Genomic DNA, 15,051 nt, shown 5'->3' with positions numbered 1-15,051 from the left:
GCCGGACGGCGAAGTCTCCCTCTGGGCCGAGGCTCGCGGCCCGTCGCGCTGAGACGACTCACCCAGCAATCATTCGCAGAACCTCTGCGTCAACCTCGCTCTCGACGGGCTCGGGCGAGGACTTACCCACGGGCGGCAGCCGCCAGGAGGCCTTTCCGACACACAGCGCCACGCTGCCCGTGTTCTGCCCTCCCCTGCCATCCGTCACCGTCACCCGCACCTGGCAGTTGTTGCAGGCGCCCCCGGGCAGGGCCGAAGGAGTGAACGAGGCATTCGCGGTGCTGGCCCCCGTGAAGCTGCCCTCGCACGTCGCGCTCCACTGGTAGCTCAGCGGGTCCCCGTCCCCATCCGTGGCCAGCACCGCCAGCGCCGTCTGCTGGCCCACGTCCAGCCAGGACCGCGAAGAAGTGAGGGACGTCACGCCGGGGGCGATGTTGAAGCCAATCCTCACCTCCTGGGTCCCCGTGCCCGCCGACACGGACACAGTGAGGTTCACCACGAGGCTCGCTCCATGCAAGTCCGTCACCGTGAGGGACAGCGTCACCTCGCCTTGCGTCGAGGGCGCGCTCCAGGTGGTGCTCGCCTGGGTGGGGGCGGAGAAGCTGCCCGAAGGCGCCGTCCAGGCGTAGCTCACGGTGTCGCCCGCGTTGGGGTCATGCGCGCTGACCGTGAGGACGATGTTGCCCCCTGGGGCCACCGTGGTGGCGCTCGCCGCCAGCGCGTCGACGACCGGCGCCTCGTTGGTGAAGGGAGGCGGAGCGTCCACGGCCTGAAGGGTCAGGGTGACCAGGCCCGTGGCGCCCGCGGTCACGGTGATGTCCTCGGCCTTTCCCTCGTAGCGCAGGGTGTTGGACGCGGAGAAGGCCCGGGCCAGGAAGGTGCGCTGCGCTCCAGCCGGAATGCCCTCCAGCACGCCCCCCCACGTGCCACCGGTGAGCGTCAGGTCCGTGGACAGCGACGCCATGTCGGCGGCGGAGACGGTGACCGTGACCCGGGAGACATCCCCCGGAGCGGCCAGGGGCGTAGCGACGGAGAGGCGCATCGTGCCGGTGGTGGGCTCATTCGCGCGTGGGCCGGAGTCACAAGCAGGGAGCCCGGCCAGCACGAGGAGCAGCGGCACGACGAGATGCAGCGAGCGCACGAAGACTTCCTTTCCGGAAGCTTGAGAACGACCCCATCCAGGCAAGGGGTCGAATGTGCACTCTAGGATACTCCCACTCGCCCGATGACGATGGGCGGCTCGATGAGCCGGGGCGGTGTCGCCCGCGTGTCCGTCGGGTCCGGCACCCACACCGGCTCCTCCGGTCCGCTCCCCCGCTTCCACCGCCGAGGCACCCGCCGGAACCCCACCGGGTACACCGTGAGCTGGCCGTCCGCGTCGAAGTGGAGCCGGAGGAAGTTCTTCCAGTCCGGAATGGACAGCGACGAGAACGCCTCGTTGGGGTGACAGGAGAACACGTTGAGCGACAGCAGCAGGTACACGCCCACCACCAGCGGCCCCACCAGCGCACCTCCGCCGAACAGCAGCAGCCCGCTGAAGAAATCCCGCCGCAGGCTCCACTGAAGCTCCGCCGCCAGCGGCGAGGCGATGGCGGACACACCCCACGTGAGCAGCAGCGCCACCCCCATGTGCGCCAGTCCATGCGCCACGCCGGCGGCCTTCTTCCAGCGCGGTCCCCTCCGGCGGTCCGCGAACGCGACCGCGCCCAGCACCACGCCGGCCCCCAGCACCATGGAGCCCGTGCTCTGCAACGCCGCGTTGATGAGCTCCCGGAACGAAGGCGCACCCACCGCGCCCTCGTTGAGGTTCGCGGCCACGCCCCAGCCCAGCAGCGTGTAGACGACGCCCATGAACACGCCGAACCAGGGGTTGATCGCGGTGAACAGCAGGTTGCGCCAGGCGAGCCACTGGGACGTCTTCCGCGGCGGATAGCTCGCCTTCTGCACGAAGCCGCCTGGACTCTGGTCCACCTTGGGCAGGTGCGTGGGATGCAGGAACGCCCCTCCCCCACCCGCGATGATCTTCTGCCGCCCGTCCGCGCTCTCGTGCCGGCGGTAGTGGTGCAGGTCCCCCGCCAGGAAGACGCTCACCTTCTTGCCCAGCACCTCCTGCTCCAGGAAGTCGATGTTGTGGTCCAGGAAGCCGCGCCCCGCGTGAGGCATCACCTGCTGCTTCACCCACGCCGGCTCCGCGTTGCACAGGATGATCCGGTCCGTGGCGCGCATCTGCCCGGCCACCTTCTGGAAGAACTCCACCTGCGGCGCGTCCAGGTCGGACTCCAGTTGGAAGTCCGTGCCCAGCAGCCACCAGCCATGCGGCAGCCTCAGCGCGAAGTAGCTGCGCTGCTGCTGCGTGCGCCAGCCATTGGAGCGCCGGCCCTGGCAGAACAGGCGCGTGAAGGACACCAGTCCGTCATACCAGTCATGGTTGCCCGGCACCGCGAACAGGTGCGGCCGGTGCCGCCGCTTGTTCAGCGCGTCCTCGTACGGCACCACCGTGCGCGCCTGATACTCGTCCACGCTCGCGGTCGGATACACCTCGTCTCCGCCGAACACGAGCACGTCGCCGCCCCGCGTGACATGCGTCTTGCCGTCCTCGTCCGTGAGCGCCAGCTCCGGCGCCATCACGGTGGACGCCACCGCGTAGGTGGAGTCCCAGCCGTCGCCCAGGTCCGCCACGTAGTCCAGCCACAGCTCGTCGCGCGGATGACCGGTGTCGTCCACCGAGTAGTCGAACGCCAGCGGCTGCGGCCGGGATACGGCATCCAGCAGCCGCCGGTCCGCCTGCTTTCCGAACGTCCCGGACAGCAGCGCCTTCATGCCCGACTTCGCGAGCACGGCCGGGTCGTACCACGACACCATCTTCCGGCCCGGAGGCGTCTGGGGCTCGGGCGCCGGCTCGACGCGCCGGCCCGGGATGCGGCTCACATCGGAGGCGCGGACGGCCATGGCCCCTCCTCCGTCGCCCGCCACGCACGACCCCGCGTGCCCCTGCGGTGCGAATCGATGAGCGCATCCGCGAACCGGTCCGCGAGCGCCGCGATGGTGAGGCTCGGGTTGGGCCCGACGGGGCCCGGCATCATCGAGCCGTCGGCCACGTACAGCCCCGGGTGGCCAAAGGCTTCACCCGTCGCGTCCACCACGCCCTCTTCCGGCCCGCGTCCCATGGGACAGCCGCCCAGCGGGTGCACGGTGATGACCCGGCTCAAGTAGCTGAGCGGGTTCTGCAGCAGCCTCCCCTCCAGCGTCTTGGCGATGTCCGCCATCGACTGGCGCACCTGCTGGAAGTACTCGCGCGAACCGCTCATCCGCCAGTCGATGGCCAGCATCCCGTCGTCCGTCAGCCGCATGTGGCCGTTGGGAAGGTCCCGCCCCATGCCCAGCAGCGGCAACGACGTCGCGGAGCCCAGACAGTCTCCCAGGAGCTCGGCGATCTCCTCGCTCACGTCGGAGTCGTGCGCGTGTCCCGTCCACCCGCGAATCAGGCGCCACGCCAGCTTGAGGCCTCGCTCCACCAGCGGCACCTGATGCGCGCCCTCGTAGAGCCAGTTGACGAACTCCGGGTAGCCAGCGTCCTCGATGTAGTAGCCCCGGCCCGTGCCGCCCTCCTCCTGACTCCGGAAGTGCAGCGCGCTGGTGATGACCGGCCCGTGCCCTCCCTCCAGGATGCGAGGCAGCAGCTTGCCGGTGCTCGAGTCGTGGCACTGGCGCATGAAGCCCAGCAGGTCTCCGTTGCCGCAGAAGCGCGTGCCCAACTGTCCGCTCATCCCGGGGAAGTTCCGCCGGTTCTTCAGGAGCAGGAACGGGGTGCCGAACGTGCCCGCCGCCAGCACCAGCCGGTCCGCCGTCACGGTGCTGCGCGGCAGCAGGGACTTGGGCCCTTCGCGCGGCACGTCCTCCGGCGTGTCCGTGTGGTCCAGGTACCGCACCACGTAGCCGCCCCCGTCCGAGGGCCACAGCTCCGTCACCTCCGCGAGAGTGCGCAGCTCCGCACCCGCGCGCTTCGCCGCGGACAGGTACGTGTAATCGAGCGTGTTCTTGCTGCCCGTGTTGCAGCCAACGTCGCATTCACCGCAGAGGTGGCAGGTGGTGCGCGTGCGGCCGTGGAGGTTGGGATGCTCCTCGCGGATGGGCTCGCCCGGGACGGGCACCTCGCCGGGGTTGCCGAACGTCACGGCCAGCGGCGGCAGTTGCCAGTCGCCCGCGCGGCCCAGGCGCTCGGCCGCGAGCTTCATGGCCAGCGTCTTCGCGGTGGAGGCGTACGGCGGATGCTCCAGCGGATAGCGCTGCACGCGCATCATCCGCTCCACGGCGTCGTAGTGCGTCTCCAGATCCGCGCGGGTGACGGGCCAGTCCTCGTAGCCCCCGTCGTGGAGGTCCTCGTGGATGAAGGTCTTCGCGTCCTTGCGCAGCAGCACGTTCGCGTAGATGAGCGACCCGCCTCCCAGCCCCGAGGACACCACGCCGCCCAGCCCCTGGAAGGACCAGAGGTTGAACAGGCCGTGCATGCCCTTGCTCGGGTCCCAGAAGTTGCGGCGCATGTCGTGCGGACTGCGCGCGAAGGAGCCCGGCGGATACGCCTTGCCCCGCTCCAGCACGCACACCCGCAGGCCCGCCTCCGCCAGCCGCCACGCCATCACCGAACCGCCGAAGCCCGAACCCACGATGACGACGTCGAAGTGCTCAGCCCTCGTGGCCATGCGGGGCCTCCTCTTCGCGCTCGTGCACGGGCGCCTCCGGGGCGTAGAGGTCCCAGAGCGCGCCCAGGAACAGGTGGCCGAAGCGGGCCATCATCTCCGCGCCCTCAACGCCTCCGCGCGACGAGCGCATGCTGGCCACCAGGTGGAGCAGCTCGCGCATGCCCAGCACCATGACGCCCGCGCCCACCACCGGGCCGCGCGCGTCCACGCCTGCGTGCAGGTAGCTGTAGAGCCGCGTGGTGTCGCGCCAGAGGTCCGGGCCCGGGTCGTCGCGCAGCGTCTTCGTGCCGTCCAGGTAGTAGTCCTGGCCGTTCGCCTGGAAGCGCAGGCCGTAGGTCATGATCTTCGTGCGCGGATCATCCGTGGCGCGGAAGAGGTTGAAGCTCCCCTCGTGCACGGGCAGGTCCATGCCCAGCGGCTTGTATTGCACGTGCGCCACCAGCCGGGCCGCGTGGTCCGGGTCGCGGATGAACGCCTCCATGTCGTCAATGGTGATGGTGCAGTGCATGGTGAAGGGCGTGGAGCGCCCGTCGTGGGCGCCCGCCTCGGGGTCGGTGGTGCCCATCGCGAGCGGACCGGCCATGGTCTCGCGGAAGCTCAGGTCGTAGGCGGGTTCGGTCATCTGGGTAATCTCCGGGGTGAGGGGCAGGCCCTGGCCGTCCGCCACCGCCAGGTAGCGGCAGGCGTCCGAGTAGCCCTGGTCGATGAGGGTCGCGGCCGTGATGTGGCCCGCGTAGAAGTCCGGGTCCAGGGGCAGCGGGTGCTCGGGTTTGATCAGGTGCACGGTGATGGGCCGCGAATGTCCAGGCACGTGCTCGCCCGCGAGGATGCGCGCGTTGAGCTCGCGCACCTGCTCCAACTGGGCGAAGAGCGCGCCGTTCGCGCTCAGCTCAATCATGTGGACGTACTGGCGGAAGAAGCCGTTGGCGTACCGGGCCGTGTTGCCGATGCACCAGACGATCCACACCTCGTCCGCTCCCCGGCGCACGGCCTCCAGCACGTTGGCGTCCTGGATCCACACCGAGTCCAGGTACAGGTGACTGTCCTTCTCCACCGGGGGCATGAAGAGCGGCAGGGAGATGCCGGCCACCAGCAGGTCGCGGTCCACGTCCGTGTGCGGGATGGCCTCGTTCGTCTTCCGGGTGAAGTCGCACACGTTGAAGGTGCCGGAGCGCTCGCGATTCGCGCGGATGGCGTCCACGTCCACGCCCAGGTGCGGGAAGACGCGCTGGACGATGCCGTCCGCGTCCCCCAGCGCGGTGAGCTTCCAGGGCCGCGCGTATTCGTCCAGCGGCATCAGCGACACGAAGTCCTTCACGTCCAGCGTCCGCCACCGCTCGCACATCTCCGCGGGGGACTGGCCGGACAGCCACATCGCCAGGGTGATGATGCCGCCGGAAGTGCCGTCCGCGTGGGAGAAGGACAGCCGCGCGTCCGTCAGCGCGCGCAGCACCCCCGCCTGCCACGCGACGCGCATGCCGCCCCCCGCGAGCACCAGCGAACGCCGGGGCGCCTCCGCCGAGGACACCTGGACGGCCGAGTCCTCCCCGAACGTGCGCAGGGGCCGCCGCGGATGCACGCCATTGCGGGTCGCCTCCGCGACGCGCAGCGCGCTGACGGAGGGGCTGGTGGTCTCCGGAGCCGCTCCCTCTGTCTGCGGCCTGAGCACGGTGATGATCTGCTCGCGCTGGCGCAGCGACGCGTAGAACCCCAGCACCAGCACGGCGGACAGCGCGTCGAACGCAGCCACTCCCAGCGCCAGGGGCGACAGCAGGTCGCGCGCCACGCCCGCCACCACCATGCCGCAGGCCCCCACCTTCTGGAGGCCGGTCCACAGGAAGGCAGCGGGGTTCGCTCGGGGCTCGTGCAGGCCGTGCAGGAGCAGGCCGCCGAACAGCACCATGAACATGCCCACGATGCGGAAGAAGTGCGCGGGCGCCGCGGACGCATCCGCGTGCAACAGCCGCAGCTCCAGCCCCGGCAGGAACATCTGCGCAGCGCCGGTCGCGACGGTGATCCACCCGATGGCCGCGAGCGCCCAGCGCCAGGGGCGCCCGTTGACGCGGGCTTGACGCTCCAGCCATCGCGACGCGGCCGGGCTCATGCGTGGGCCTCCCCGCGCGGCGGCACGGACAGCCCCAGGCGCCAGCGCTCCCCCGCCGGCTGCTGGGCGCGCAGCACCCGGTGCACGAAGTAGCCCAGCGTGAGCAGCCACTGCACCGTCCACAGCCCCACGCGGATGCGGTTCATCCGCATCCACGCGTCCAGCACCTCTCTCAGCCGTTCGGGCGACGCGATGCCGGCCGCCATCTCGTAGTTGTACGGGAAGATGTAGATGCGCGTGAGCAGCGTGGCCACCACCACCGCGACGAGCACGCCCAGCGGGTACCAGCGCAGGGCCGCCTTGCGCTCGCGCCACGCCAGCACCCCGGAGGACAGCAGCATCACCGCCGTCATCCAGGTGAAGAACCGCGTGGCCGCCTGCACCTGCGGCACGAACTGCAGGTAGTAGTTGTCCACCGTGAGCTGGGGCGCGATGGGGAACGTGAAGAGGATCAGCGACCAGCCCGTGCCCAGGTACATGGACGTGCACAGGAACAGCAGGCACGCGTTCGCCAGATCCAGGGGGCCGCCGCGCTTCATGGCCGCGCATCCTCGCGTGGACGCGCTTCGGGCAGCGGTCCCACGGCATGGAGCGCCCTCGGCGGTGCTCCGTCCGACTCCGGGGCCGGCATGGGGGTCTGGTCCTGGCCCAGGTCCACCACGCTCTTGAGTCCCTCCGGATACGTGTCCGGAGGCAGCGTGGGCTGGGTGAGGAACCACGCCTCGAAGTGGTCATCCAGCACGCCGCTGGACGCCGGGAAGAACCCGGTGAGGAACGGGCGCGGGGAGATGCTCAAATCCCGCAGCACCTGCACGCGCGGATGGTCGCCCAACTCCAGCGTCCCCCACGCGCGCTTCCCCATCCGGAAGCCGAAGCGGCCCCGGAAGTAGATGGTGGACTTCATCAGCATCCCCCGGAAGGCGCAGTAGTTCACCGCCGCCATCCGCAAGGGCAGCCACGCGAGCTTCGGGCGCTCGATGCGCACGCGCACCGCCTGCTGGCCGCCCTCTTCGTAGCGGCTGCTCACGGAGCCGTCCTCCACCTGGAAGTCCAGCCGGGCCAGGTGCTTGGGCATGCCCCAGATGCCCTTGCCGCCCTTCACGGAGATCTCCGTGTTCACCGGCAGGTCCACCACGTACTGCCCCACGCCGAAGCGCTTCTGGAACAGCAGGGGCAGGAGCGGCGGCGCGGGCCTGCGCCCGTGCGTGCACGCGAGCGCGATGCTGAACTCGATGTACGCGCCGATGTCCGTCTGCTTGTAGTCGATGACGGAGACGAGCAGCACGCTCCGGTCGCGCGACAGGCGCAGCGGGTGCAGCTCATTGCCGGGCAGCAGGGCCGCCGCGCGGCGGGCGTCCACGGTGAAGGCGGCCACCATCGCGGGTGCCCCCTTCGAGTCCACTGGCAGCGCGTACGGGATGTCATCCACGCGCGAATAGCGGCCGTACTGGGTCTGGATGCGTCGAGGCAGGAACATGGCTTTGCCTTTCGTCAGTGGATCGCCGGGCGATCCAACTCGGAGAGGATGAGGGGGAAGACGTCCTGGGACGCGCGCTTGCCCATGAAGACGTCCAGGTGGCCGTAGCCCGGCAGCAGGTGCAGCGCGTGCCGGCCCGGGTGGAAGTGCTCCAGATGCTCGAAGCTGCGGCGCTGGCTCTCCGCGAGGAAGCAGCGGTTCTCCTCGCCCGCGAAGAAGACGAAGCGCGCGTCCGTCTGGGGCTCGCGCACGCCCAGGTCCTCCGGCAGCGCGCGGAAGCCCTCCACGGGCACCAGGTGGCCGGCGTGCACGCACTGGTACATCTGCTTGAAGAAGCTGAAAGGCACCGGGCCGAACTCGTGCTGGAGCCAGTCGTGCGTCTGGGCGTTGAGGTTCTCGTGGCGCCACAGCACCGGGAAGCCCGTGCCGTAGGTGAAGCTCGTCCAGCGGCAGACCAGGTTCTCGCACTCGTGATGCGTGGCCTGCACCACGCGCGTCAGCATCCGGGCCGTGCGCGTGGGGCCGCCGTAGGCCCACTGTGGATCCAGGAAGGGCGTCAACCGCGCGACCAGCGGCACGGCGTAGTGCAGCTTCGCCTTCGCGGTCGCGGGCACCACCGGGTGCAGCGACACGGCGTTGGTGATGATGAGGTCCACCTCCGGAAGGAGCCCCGCCACCGCGGCCATGGTGAAGCTGGTGGAGCCCTGGCAGTGGATGACGGCCTTGATCTTGTCCGCGCCCGTCTTCTCCCGCACGGTGCGGATGGCGGGCGGGTGGTCCAGGACGGCGGCCTGGTCCAGGGTCCACTCGCCCGGCTCCACGTCCATGCTGGCGCGCCAGTTCTCCAGCCACACGTCGTAGCCGTCTTCAATCAGCGCATCGACCACGGTCTGGCGCACCGGCGCGCGGAAGATGTTCCCGCGCACGCCGGCTCCGTGCACCAGCACCACCGGCCCCTTGTCCGCCTTCTCGACACCCCGCAGGTGCACCAGGTGCAGCGCGCGGCCGTCACCCGCGAGGAAGGGAACGATCTCCTCGGTGTAGCGCGGCTCATGGATTGTTTCCGCGGACATGGCGGCATCCCCCCACACCGCAAACGTTGGGCGGTGCGCGAGGGCCGACAACCGGCGTGCAACCCCACCCGGCGCACCGCTCGCTCCGCCAGACCGGGACCACGGGCAACGGCGCGGCGCCCCTCTGTCACGCCGCCCGCGTCAGCCCCTGGGGTGCTATGCGTGGGGCATGAACGCGGACTCAGGCTGGAGCGACTACGAGGGCGGCGCGACGCTCGGCGGAATGGGCAGCCAGGGCGGCACCATCGCGCGGGACGAGGGCTTCCGCGGCCTCCTGCGCCTCACCTACGAAGCGGATGACTCGCGCTCCTTCCATGTCGTCACCTGCGGCATCTCCGGCTGGCTGTTGCATCCGCGCTTCTTCGACAACGCGGCGGAAGCGCTCCACGCCTTCGAGTCCATGAAGCCCGCGTTGGAGGAGCTGGGCGCGACGCTCCCCGAGGACGGGCCCCGGTCCACGGCGGACGGACGGGCGGCGGGTCCGCTGCTCGCCGCCTTCCGCGTGCGCTTTTCCTGAGTCGCGGTCCCTCCGCGCAAGGATTGCTTAAGGTTCTGCCGAGATAACCCGGTTCGCCGTCCGGTCAGCCCCGGGCGGCCCCTCGGGCGGCACACTCGCCGCCCCGGGCTCCCGAGCTCCCGGAGGAACCCCGGATGAAGAGCGAATCCCCTCAGGCCCCTTCCCCCAAGGTCATCACGCGCCGGAGCATCCTGCGCGGCATTGGCCTGTCGCTGGCCGCGGTTCCCGTGGCGAAGCTGCTCGTCGCCTGCGGAGGCGACGACACGACGGGCGGCGACACCAACACCGGCGCCGACGCGGGCACGGACACCGACGCGGGCGTGGCGGACCCGGGCTTCTGGGCCACGGGAGGCACCGCGGCGATGACGGCCGCCGCCGTGTATCCGGATCCGTTCGCGTCCGGCCTGGGCACGGTGTGCAACCTCGCCTGCGAGGCCACGCTGGGGCCCTGCTACGCGACCACGGTGGACCGAAAGGACATCAGCGAGGGCCATGACGGCCTGCCGGTGCGCCTGGCCTTCCTCGTCGTGGACGAGTCCTGCAAGCCCATCCTGGGTGCCACGGTGGACATCTGGCACGCGGGCCCGGAGGGCCTGTACTCCGGCGAGGACGCGAGCGACTTCTGCACGTCCGGAGACGCGACGGCCCGCGCGGCGCGGTGGTTCCGCGGCGTGCAGACCACGGACGCCAACGGGCGCGTGGACTTCGACACCTGCTTCCCCGGTTGGTACAGCAGCCGCACCATCCACATCCACTTCACGGTGCGGGTGAACGGCCAGGAGTTCGTCACGTCGCAGCTGTTCTTCGACGACTCGACGAGCGACGACATCGTCAACAACCAGCCGCTCTACAACACGCGCGGCGAGCGCGACACGACCAACCAGAACGACACGGTGGTCTCCGGAGACGCGGTGGGCGACTACCTCTTCGCCACGCAGCGCATGTCGGATGGCGCGATGCTGGCGTCCAAGACGCTGGTCGTCCGCTCCTCGCTGAACAATGCGTCCTGCGCCATGCCAGGAGGCAGCGGCGGCGGTGGTGGGCCCGGGGGTCCTCCTCCGGGCGGCGACGGTGGCATGGGTCCCCCGCCTGGCTGGGATGGCGGCATGGGGCCTCCGCCGCCGGGCTTCGACGGTGGCATGCCCTGAACTAGGTTGAGCCGCGCCGCCCCGGAGTCTTCCGGGGTGGTGCGTCCGAAGGGAGGCATGGCGCATGGGCGACCGCATCCTGCTGGTGGAGGATGACGACCCGCTCGGGTCCCAGATTGTCGGGCACCTGCGCTGCGCGGGCTTCGAGCCCGTGTGGTGGCGCGAGGGCCGGCTGCTGGTATCCGGCGACCTGCCGGACGTGAGCCTCGTGGTGTTGGACCTGATGCTGCCGGGCACCTACGGCCTGGACATGCTCAAGGCGCTGAGGACCTTCTCGGAGGTCCCGGTGCTCATCCTGAGCGCGCGCAACGACACGCTGGACAAGGTCCGGGCGCTGAAGCTGGGCGCGGACGACTACATGACGAAGCCCTTCTGGCCCGAGGAGCTGGTGGAGCGCGTGCGTGCGCGCCTGCGCCGGCCCACGTTGCAGAAGGAGCAGGCGGTGGTGGAGGTGGGTCCGCTGCGCATCGACCTGCAGGGGCACACGGTGCAGGTACAGGGGCGGCCGGTGGAGCTCACGCGGGTGGAGTTTGAATTGCTAGCGGCGCTGGCTCGCAGGCCGCAGGAGGCGGTGACGCGGCAGTGGCTGGTGGAGCACGTGTTGGATCCGGAGCGTGAGGGCACGGAGCGCACGCTGGACGTCCACGTGTCGCGGCTGCGGCGCAAGCTGGGTCCGGTGAAGTGCGTGGAGACGGTGTGGGGCGTGGGCTACCGGTTGGTGCCCGGGGAGGATGCGTGAAGCTGCGGTTGCGGCTGGCGCTCACGGCGGTGGTGGTGACGGTGCCCACGGTGTTCGCGCTGGTGCAGGTGGAGCACTCGGTGCGCCGCCGCACGACGGATGAAGTCATCATCGCGTCCACGCTGTCGCAGATGCAGTCCGGGGGCCGAGAGCGCTGCGAGGCCGCGCCCGAGACCTGGATGGTCCGCTCCCGTTCCCCCCAGCGTCCACCGTGGGAGCGCGAAGGCCTGCCCGACGGCAACGGAGGCCCGCCCTCCGGCACGGTCGCGTCGAACGAGCCCTCGGGCAACAACGGTCCTGTCTCGGAAGGCCCCAGGCCCGGGGACGAAGGTCCGCACGAGCCCTCGGGCAACAACGGTCCTGTCTCGGAAGGCCCCAGGCCCGGGGACGAAGGTCCGCCGCGCTTGGGGCCCCGGGGGCCGATGGGGCGGCGCCTGCCGCCGGTGTCCCTCTACCCGTTCGACGGACAGCTTGTTTCACGAAACCCCCAGGCCCCAGCGTTGGACGACGAGCTGCGCAAGGGCGTGCGGGAAGACGGAGTGGGCGTGCGCCGCTACTCGAAGGCGGACGGCGCGCTGGTGCAGGACCTGCTGTTGCGCATGCCCTGGGATGGAGGCCCCTGCGAGTACGTGCTCGCGCGTCGGGTGGAGCCCGCGGAGTCGCCGGAGGTGGGACTGCCGCCGCTGTACGTCTGGGGAGTGCCCACGCTGATCCTCCTCTCCGCGATGGTGGTCGCGCTGGGGCCGGTGGTGCAGCGCCTGCGCCGGCTGACGGACGAGGTGCGAGCCTCATCGGGCAGCCGCTACGAGCAGCCCGTGACGGTGAGCGGCAGCGACGAGATCGCGGAGCTGGCCCGCGCCTTCCAGCAGGCGCGAGCGGAGATCCAGGCGCAGATGGCGCACCAGCAGGCGCGCGAGCAGACGCTGCGGGACTTCCTGGCGAACACGACGCACGACGTGATGACGCCGCTCACGGTGTTGCAGGGGCACCTGGCCGCGATGCAGCAGCGGATGCGCGCGGGTGAGCCCTTGGAATCGGGGCTGATGTTGTCCGCGATGAGCGAGGCGCACTACATGGCCTCGCTGGTGCACAACCTGGGAGCGGCGGCGAGGCTGGAGGCGGGAGCACCGCAGGTGCAGCACGCGCCGGTGGACCTGAACGCATTGGTGTCACGGGTGCTGGGCCGGCACCAGCCCATCGCGAGGCCGCAGCGCATCGCCCTGGAGAGTGGAGTCCCGGCGACGCCCACCTGGGTGATGGGCGACGAGACCTTGCTGGAGCAGGCGGTGAGCAACGTGGTGCTCAACGGCATCCGGTACGGACGCGAGGACGGCCACGTGGCGGTGGTGCTGGAGACGACGCGCCACCAGACCTTCCACCTGCGGATCATCGACGACGGGCCAGGCATCCCCGAGGAGGAGCGTTCCCGGATCCTGGAGCGCCGCTTCCGAGGCAACGCGGCGCGGACACGCGAGCCACAAGGTCAGGGCCTGGGCCTGCACATCGTGCACAACGTGGTGGAGCTGCACGGCTGGAAGATGACCCTGGCGCCCTCGGAGTACGGAGGCCTGGAGGTCGCCTTCACCGGTCCACTGATGTCGCCGCCGGGGTGACAGGAGGCAGGCTCTCCACGAACCAGAGCTGTTTGTGGCGAGGCTCCTTGTTGTACTGCTCCGCCAGCCACTCCAGCCGCGAACGCCAGGGCGAGCGCGCGATCTCGTACCGCACGCCATTCTCGTCCTGGCGCAGCAGGACCCAATGCATGGGGCCAGGGCCTCGGGACGAAAGAGGAGGCAGCGGGCCCTGGGGCTCGACGAAATAGCCCTGCTTGTGTCCGCGATGCTCCAGGAGGTCCGCGTAGCAACGAGCGGATCGCTCGCGCGAGAAGCTTGTCACCTCGAAGGTGCCGCCATGCGTGTCAATCCGCAGGACCCGCCAGCCGCCATGCCCATGGCGCCGCGTCCGCTCCTCGAAGGAGGGCCCCATTGGGAATGGCCTCTTCCGCGGGAAAGGGAAGGTGCGCGAGCACGTGCTCGAATTCCGCCGTTTCTTCCGCGATGACCCTGACGCCCTCCGTGAAGAAGTCCTGCGACAAGACGAACTCCAGCCCGCACTGCGCCTCGAGCCACCACGTTCGCTCCGGGCCCGGCGGGAGGCCGAACTGCTTGTAGTAGGCCTCCACGTCCTTCTCTTCGAAGTTCGGAGTCCCCAGTGGGTCCAGGTCCGCCAGGGAGAACGTCGCACTCCCGACCTCGCGTAGGGGAGCCAGGCTGGAATCCGAAACCTGTTTCAAGGAGGGTGGCAACCCTCGTTCGAGAGAGCGCATTGGCACGAGCGTATCCACCTGACCGGCTTCTGACTCAGCGCGACCGCTTCACCACGTAGTCCACGAGCTCCGGCCACGCGGCCTGAAGCGAGTCCTGTGACGCTTCCCCAAAAAGAGCGATGGCGTCCACCGGCCGCGCCTCCCCGGTGAGCTGCTCGACGCACCAGACCTCCAGCACATTCCGCAGACCGCGCAGGGGGCCGTTGAGATTTTCCAGCGCTGCATCGGCCAGCAGCGCACGAGCCTCGGCCCAGCGCCCCTCACGGCACGCAACCACCGCCGAAGCAAGCGGCGCGAACCACAAGGAAAAGTCCACCCGAGCCTTCGCCTCGGCCAGACGGGGCTCCACCCGCGCGAGCCGACCTTCGAGCGCGTCCACCAGCGCGAGCGCCGCGGACAACACCGCACGGAACTGCGGCGTCAAATCCTTCCGTGACTCCAGACTCGAAAGCTCCCGCCCCGCCACCGGCAGTTGCCAGAGCTGGAGCCGGGCGATGCCGATGTTGTACGTGGGAACGACCTGGACTTTCGCCAGGGGCCGCGACGCCTCGAACCGCTCGAGCGCGGCGGCCACCCTCCCCTCCGACAACAACTGGAGCCCCTCGTCCGTGAGCTTCTTGCTCTGGCGGTAGCGAGGAAGAAAGTAGAGGGCCGTCGGCACCAGCAGGACGAACATGACGACGGGAAACATCATCATCGCCAGCTGTCGGTCGGGGATGAAGTGGTGCAGCAGCCGGGGCACGCCAAAGAGCGCCAGCAGCATCACCACTGCGTACGGCCAGGATTTCCGCATGGGCCGTCATCTACGCAAGTCGTCAGCAGTTCGTCAGCAAATCCTGCGCCCCAAAGCCCACCAACAAGAGAGTGCCTCGCGAAGCGTGGCCGTGGGCCGCGACGTCATGCATGCGCGAACACCAAGGTGGGCCACGAACCGGGAAGCCTACCCGGGACCGGTTCCCCCAAAACC

At 70.0% G+C, this 15,051-nt stretch carries 14 protein-coding genes; 4 read left to right on the top strand and 10 right to left on the bottom strand.

What is annotated here, in order from left to right:
* Positions 1-58: 58 nt before the first annotated feature.
* The 7 genes from D7X30_RS34650 to D7X30_RS34620 all read right to left on the bottom strand — a co-directional run bounded on the left by D7X30_RS34650 (position 59) and on the right by D7X30_RS34620 (position 9,354).
* Positions 59-1,141, bottom strand: coding sequence for a PKD domain-containing protein (locus D7X30_RS34650; protein WP_120567246.1), 1,083 nt, complete (start codon positions 1,139-1,141; stop codon positions 59-61).
* A gap of 62 nt (positions 1,142-1,203) precedes the next feature.
* Positions 1,204-2,949 carry a metallophosphoesterase gene (locus D7X30_RS34645; protein ID WP_120567245.1) on the bottom strand — a complete coding sequence of 582 codons (1,746 nt, stop codon included), beginning with the start codon at positions 2,947-2,949 and terminating at the stop codon, positions 1,204-1,206.
* Complete coding sequence (locus D7X30_RS34640) at positions 2,925-4,700, bottom strand: GMC oxidoreductase (protein ID WP_120567244.1); 1,776 nt, start codon at positions 4,698-4,700, stop codon at positions 2,925-2,927. The genes D7X30_RS34645 and D7X30_RS34640 overlap by 25 nt, the downstream gene beginning before the upstream one ends.
* The gene (locus D7X30_RS34635) at positions 4,684-6,804 is read right to left on the bottom strand and encodes a patatin-like phospholipase family protein (protein ID WP_120567243.1); all 2,121 of its coding nucleotides are present in this window, start codon (positions 6,802-6,804) and stop codon (positions 4,684-4,686) included. The genes D7X30_RS34640 and D7X30_RS34635 overlap by 17 nt, the downstream gene beginning before the upstream one ends.
* On the bottom strand, positions 6,801-7,343 hold the full coding sequence (locus D7X30_RS34630) for a hypothetical protein (RefSeq protein WP_120567242.1): 543 nt from the start codon (positions 7,341-7,343) through the stop codon (positions 6,801-6,803). The genes D7X30_RS34635 and D7X30_RS34630 overlap by 4 nt, the downstream gene beginning before the upstream one ends.
* On the bottom strand, positions 7,340-8,281 hold the full coding sequence (locus tag D7X30_RS34625; RefSeq protein ID WP_120567241.1) for an acetoacetate decarboxylase family protein: 942 nt from the start codon (positions 8,279-8,281) through the stop codon (positions 7,340-7,342). The genes D7X30_RS34630 and D7X30_RS34625 overlap by 4 nt, the downstream gene beginning before the upstream one ends.
* A 14-nt stretch (positions 8,282-8,295) precedes the next feature.
* Entirely contained in the window at positions 8,296-9,354 is a 1,059-nt protein-coding gene (locus tag D7X30_RS34620; protein WP_120567240.1) for an alpha/beta fold hydrolase, read from the bottom strand.
* Positions 9,355-9,523: 169 nt separating this feature from the next.
* Between D7X30_RS34620 and D7X30_RS34615 the strand changes: the two genes are divergently transcribed.
* The 4 genes from D7X30_RS34615 (at position 9,524) to D7X30_RS34600 (ending at position 13,371) form a co-directional block, all read left to right on the top strand.
* Positions 9,524-9,871, top strand: coding sequence for a hypothetical protein (locus D7X30_RS34615; RefSeq protein ID WP_120567239.1), 348 nt, complete (start codon positions 9,524-9,526; stop codon positions 9,869-9,871).
* Between the two features lie 134 nt (positions 9,872-10,005).
* The gene (locus D7X30_RS34610) at positions 10,006-11,019 is read left to right on the top strand and encodes a protocatechuate 3,4-dioxygenase (RefSeq protein WP_120567238.1); all 1,014 of its coding nucleotides are present in this window, start codon (positions 10,006-10,008) and stop codon (positions 11,017-11,019) included.
* Between the two features lie 64 nt (positions 11,020-11,083).
* A complete protein-coding gene (locus D7X30_RS34605) occupies positions 11,084-11,758 on the top strand; it encodes a response regulator transcription factor (protein ID WP_120567237.1) in 675 nt (224 codons plus the stop codon).
* The gene (locus D7X30_RS34600; protein ID WP_120567236.1) at positions 11,755-13,371 is read left to right on the top strand and encodes a cell wall metabolism sensor histidine kinase WalK; all 1,617 of its coding nucleotides are present in this window, start codon (positions 11,755-11,757) and stop codon (positions 13,369-13,371) included. Before D7X30_RS34605 ends, D7X30_RS34600 begins: the two co-directional genes overlap by 4 nt.
* Here the strand turns inward: D7X30_RS34600 and D7X30_RS34595 are convergent.
* From D7X30_RS34595 to D7X30_RS34585, 3 genes are all read right to left on the bottom strand, one after another.
* Complete coding sequence (locus D7X30_RS34595) at positions 13,340-13,522, bottom strand: hypothetical protein (protein WP_120567235.1); 183 nt, start codon at positions 13,520-13,522, stop codon at positions 13,340-13,342. The genes D7X30_RS34600 and D7X30_RS34595 overlap by 32 nt on opposite strands.
* A gap of 154 nt (positions 13,523-13,676) precedes the next feature.
* Positions 13,677-14,051 (bottom strand): hypothetical protein, encoded by a 375-nt coding sequence (locus D7X30_RS34590; RefSeq protein WP_120567234.1) that lies wholly within the window; start codon positions 14,049-14,051, stop codon positions 13,677-13,679.
* Between the two features lie 67 nt (positions 14,052-14,118).
* Positions 14,119-14,877 carry a hypothetical protein gene (locus tag D7X30_RS34585; RefSeq protein ID WP_147443394.1) on the bottom strand — a complete coding sequence of 253 codons (759 nt, stop codon included), beginning with the start codon at positions 14,875-14,877 and terminating at the stop codon, positions 14,119-14,121.
* Between the last annotated feature and the right edge of the window lie 174 nt (positions 14,878-15,051).

This window comes from Corallococcus sp. AB011P (assembly GCF_003611605.1).
In the GTDB taxonomy this organism is placed as follows: Bacteria; Myxococcota; Myxococcia; order Myxococcales; family Myxococcaceae; genus Corallococcus; species Corallococcus coralloides.
Note: the sequence above shows the minus strand (reverse complement) of the source record. Positions and strands in the feature narration are given on the sequence as shown.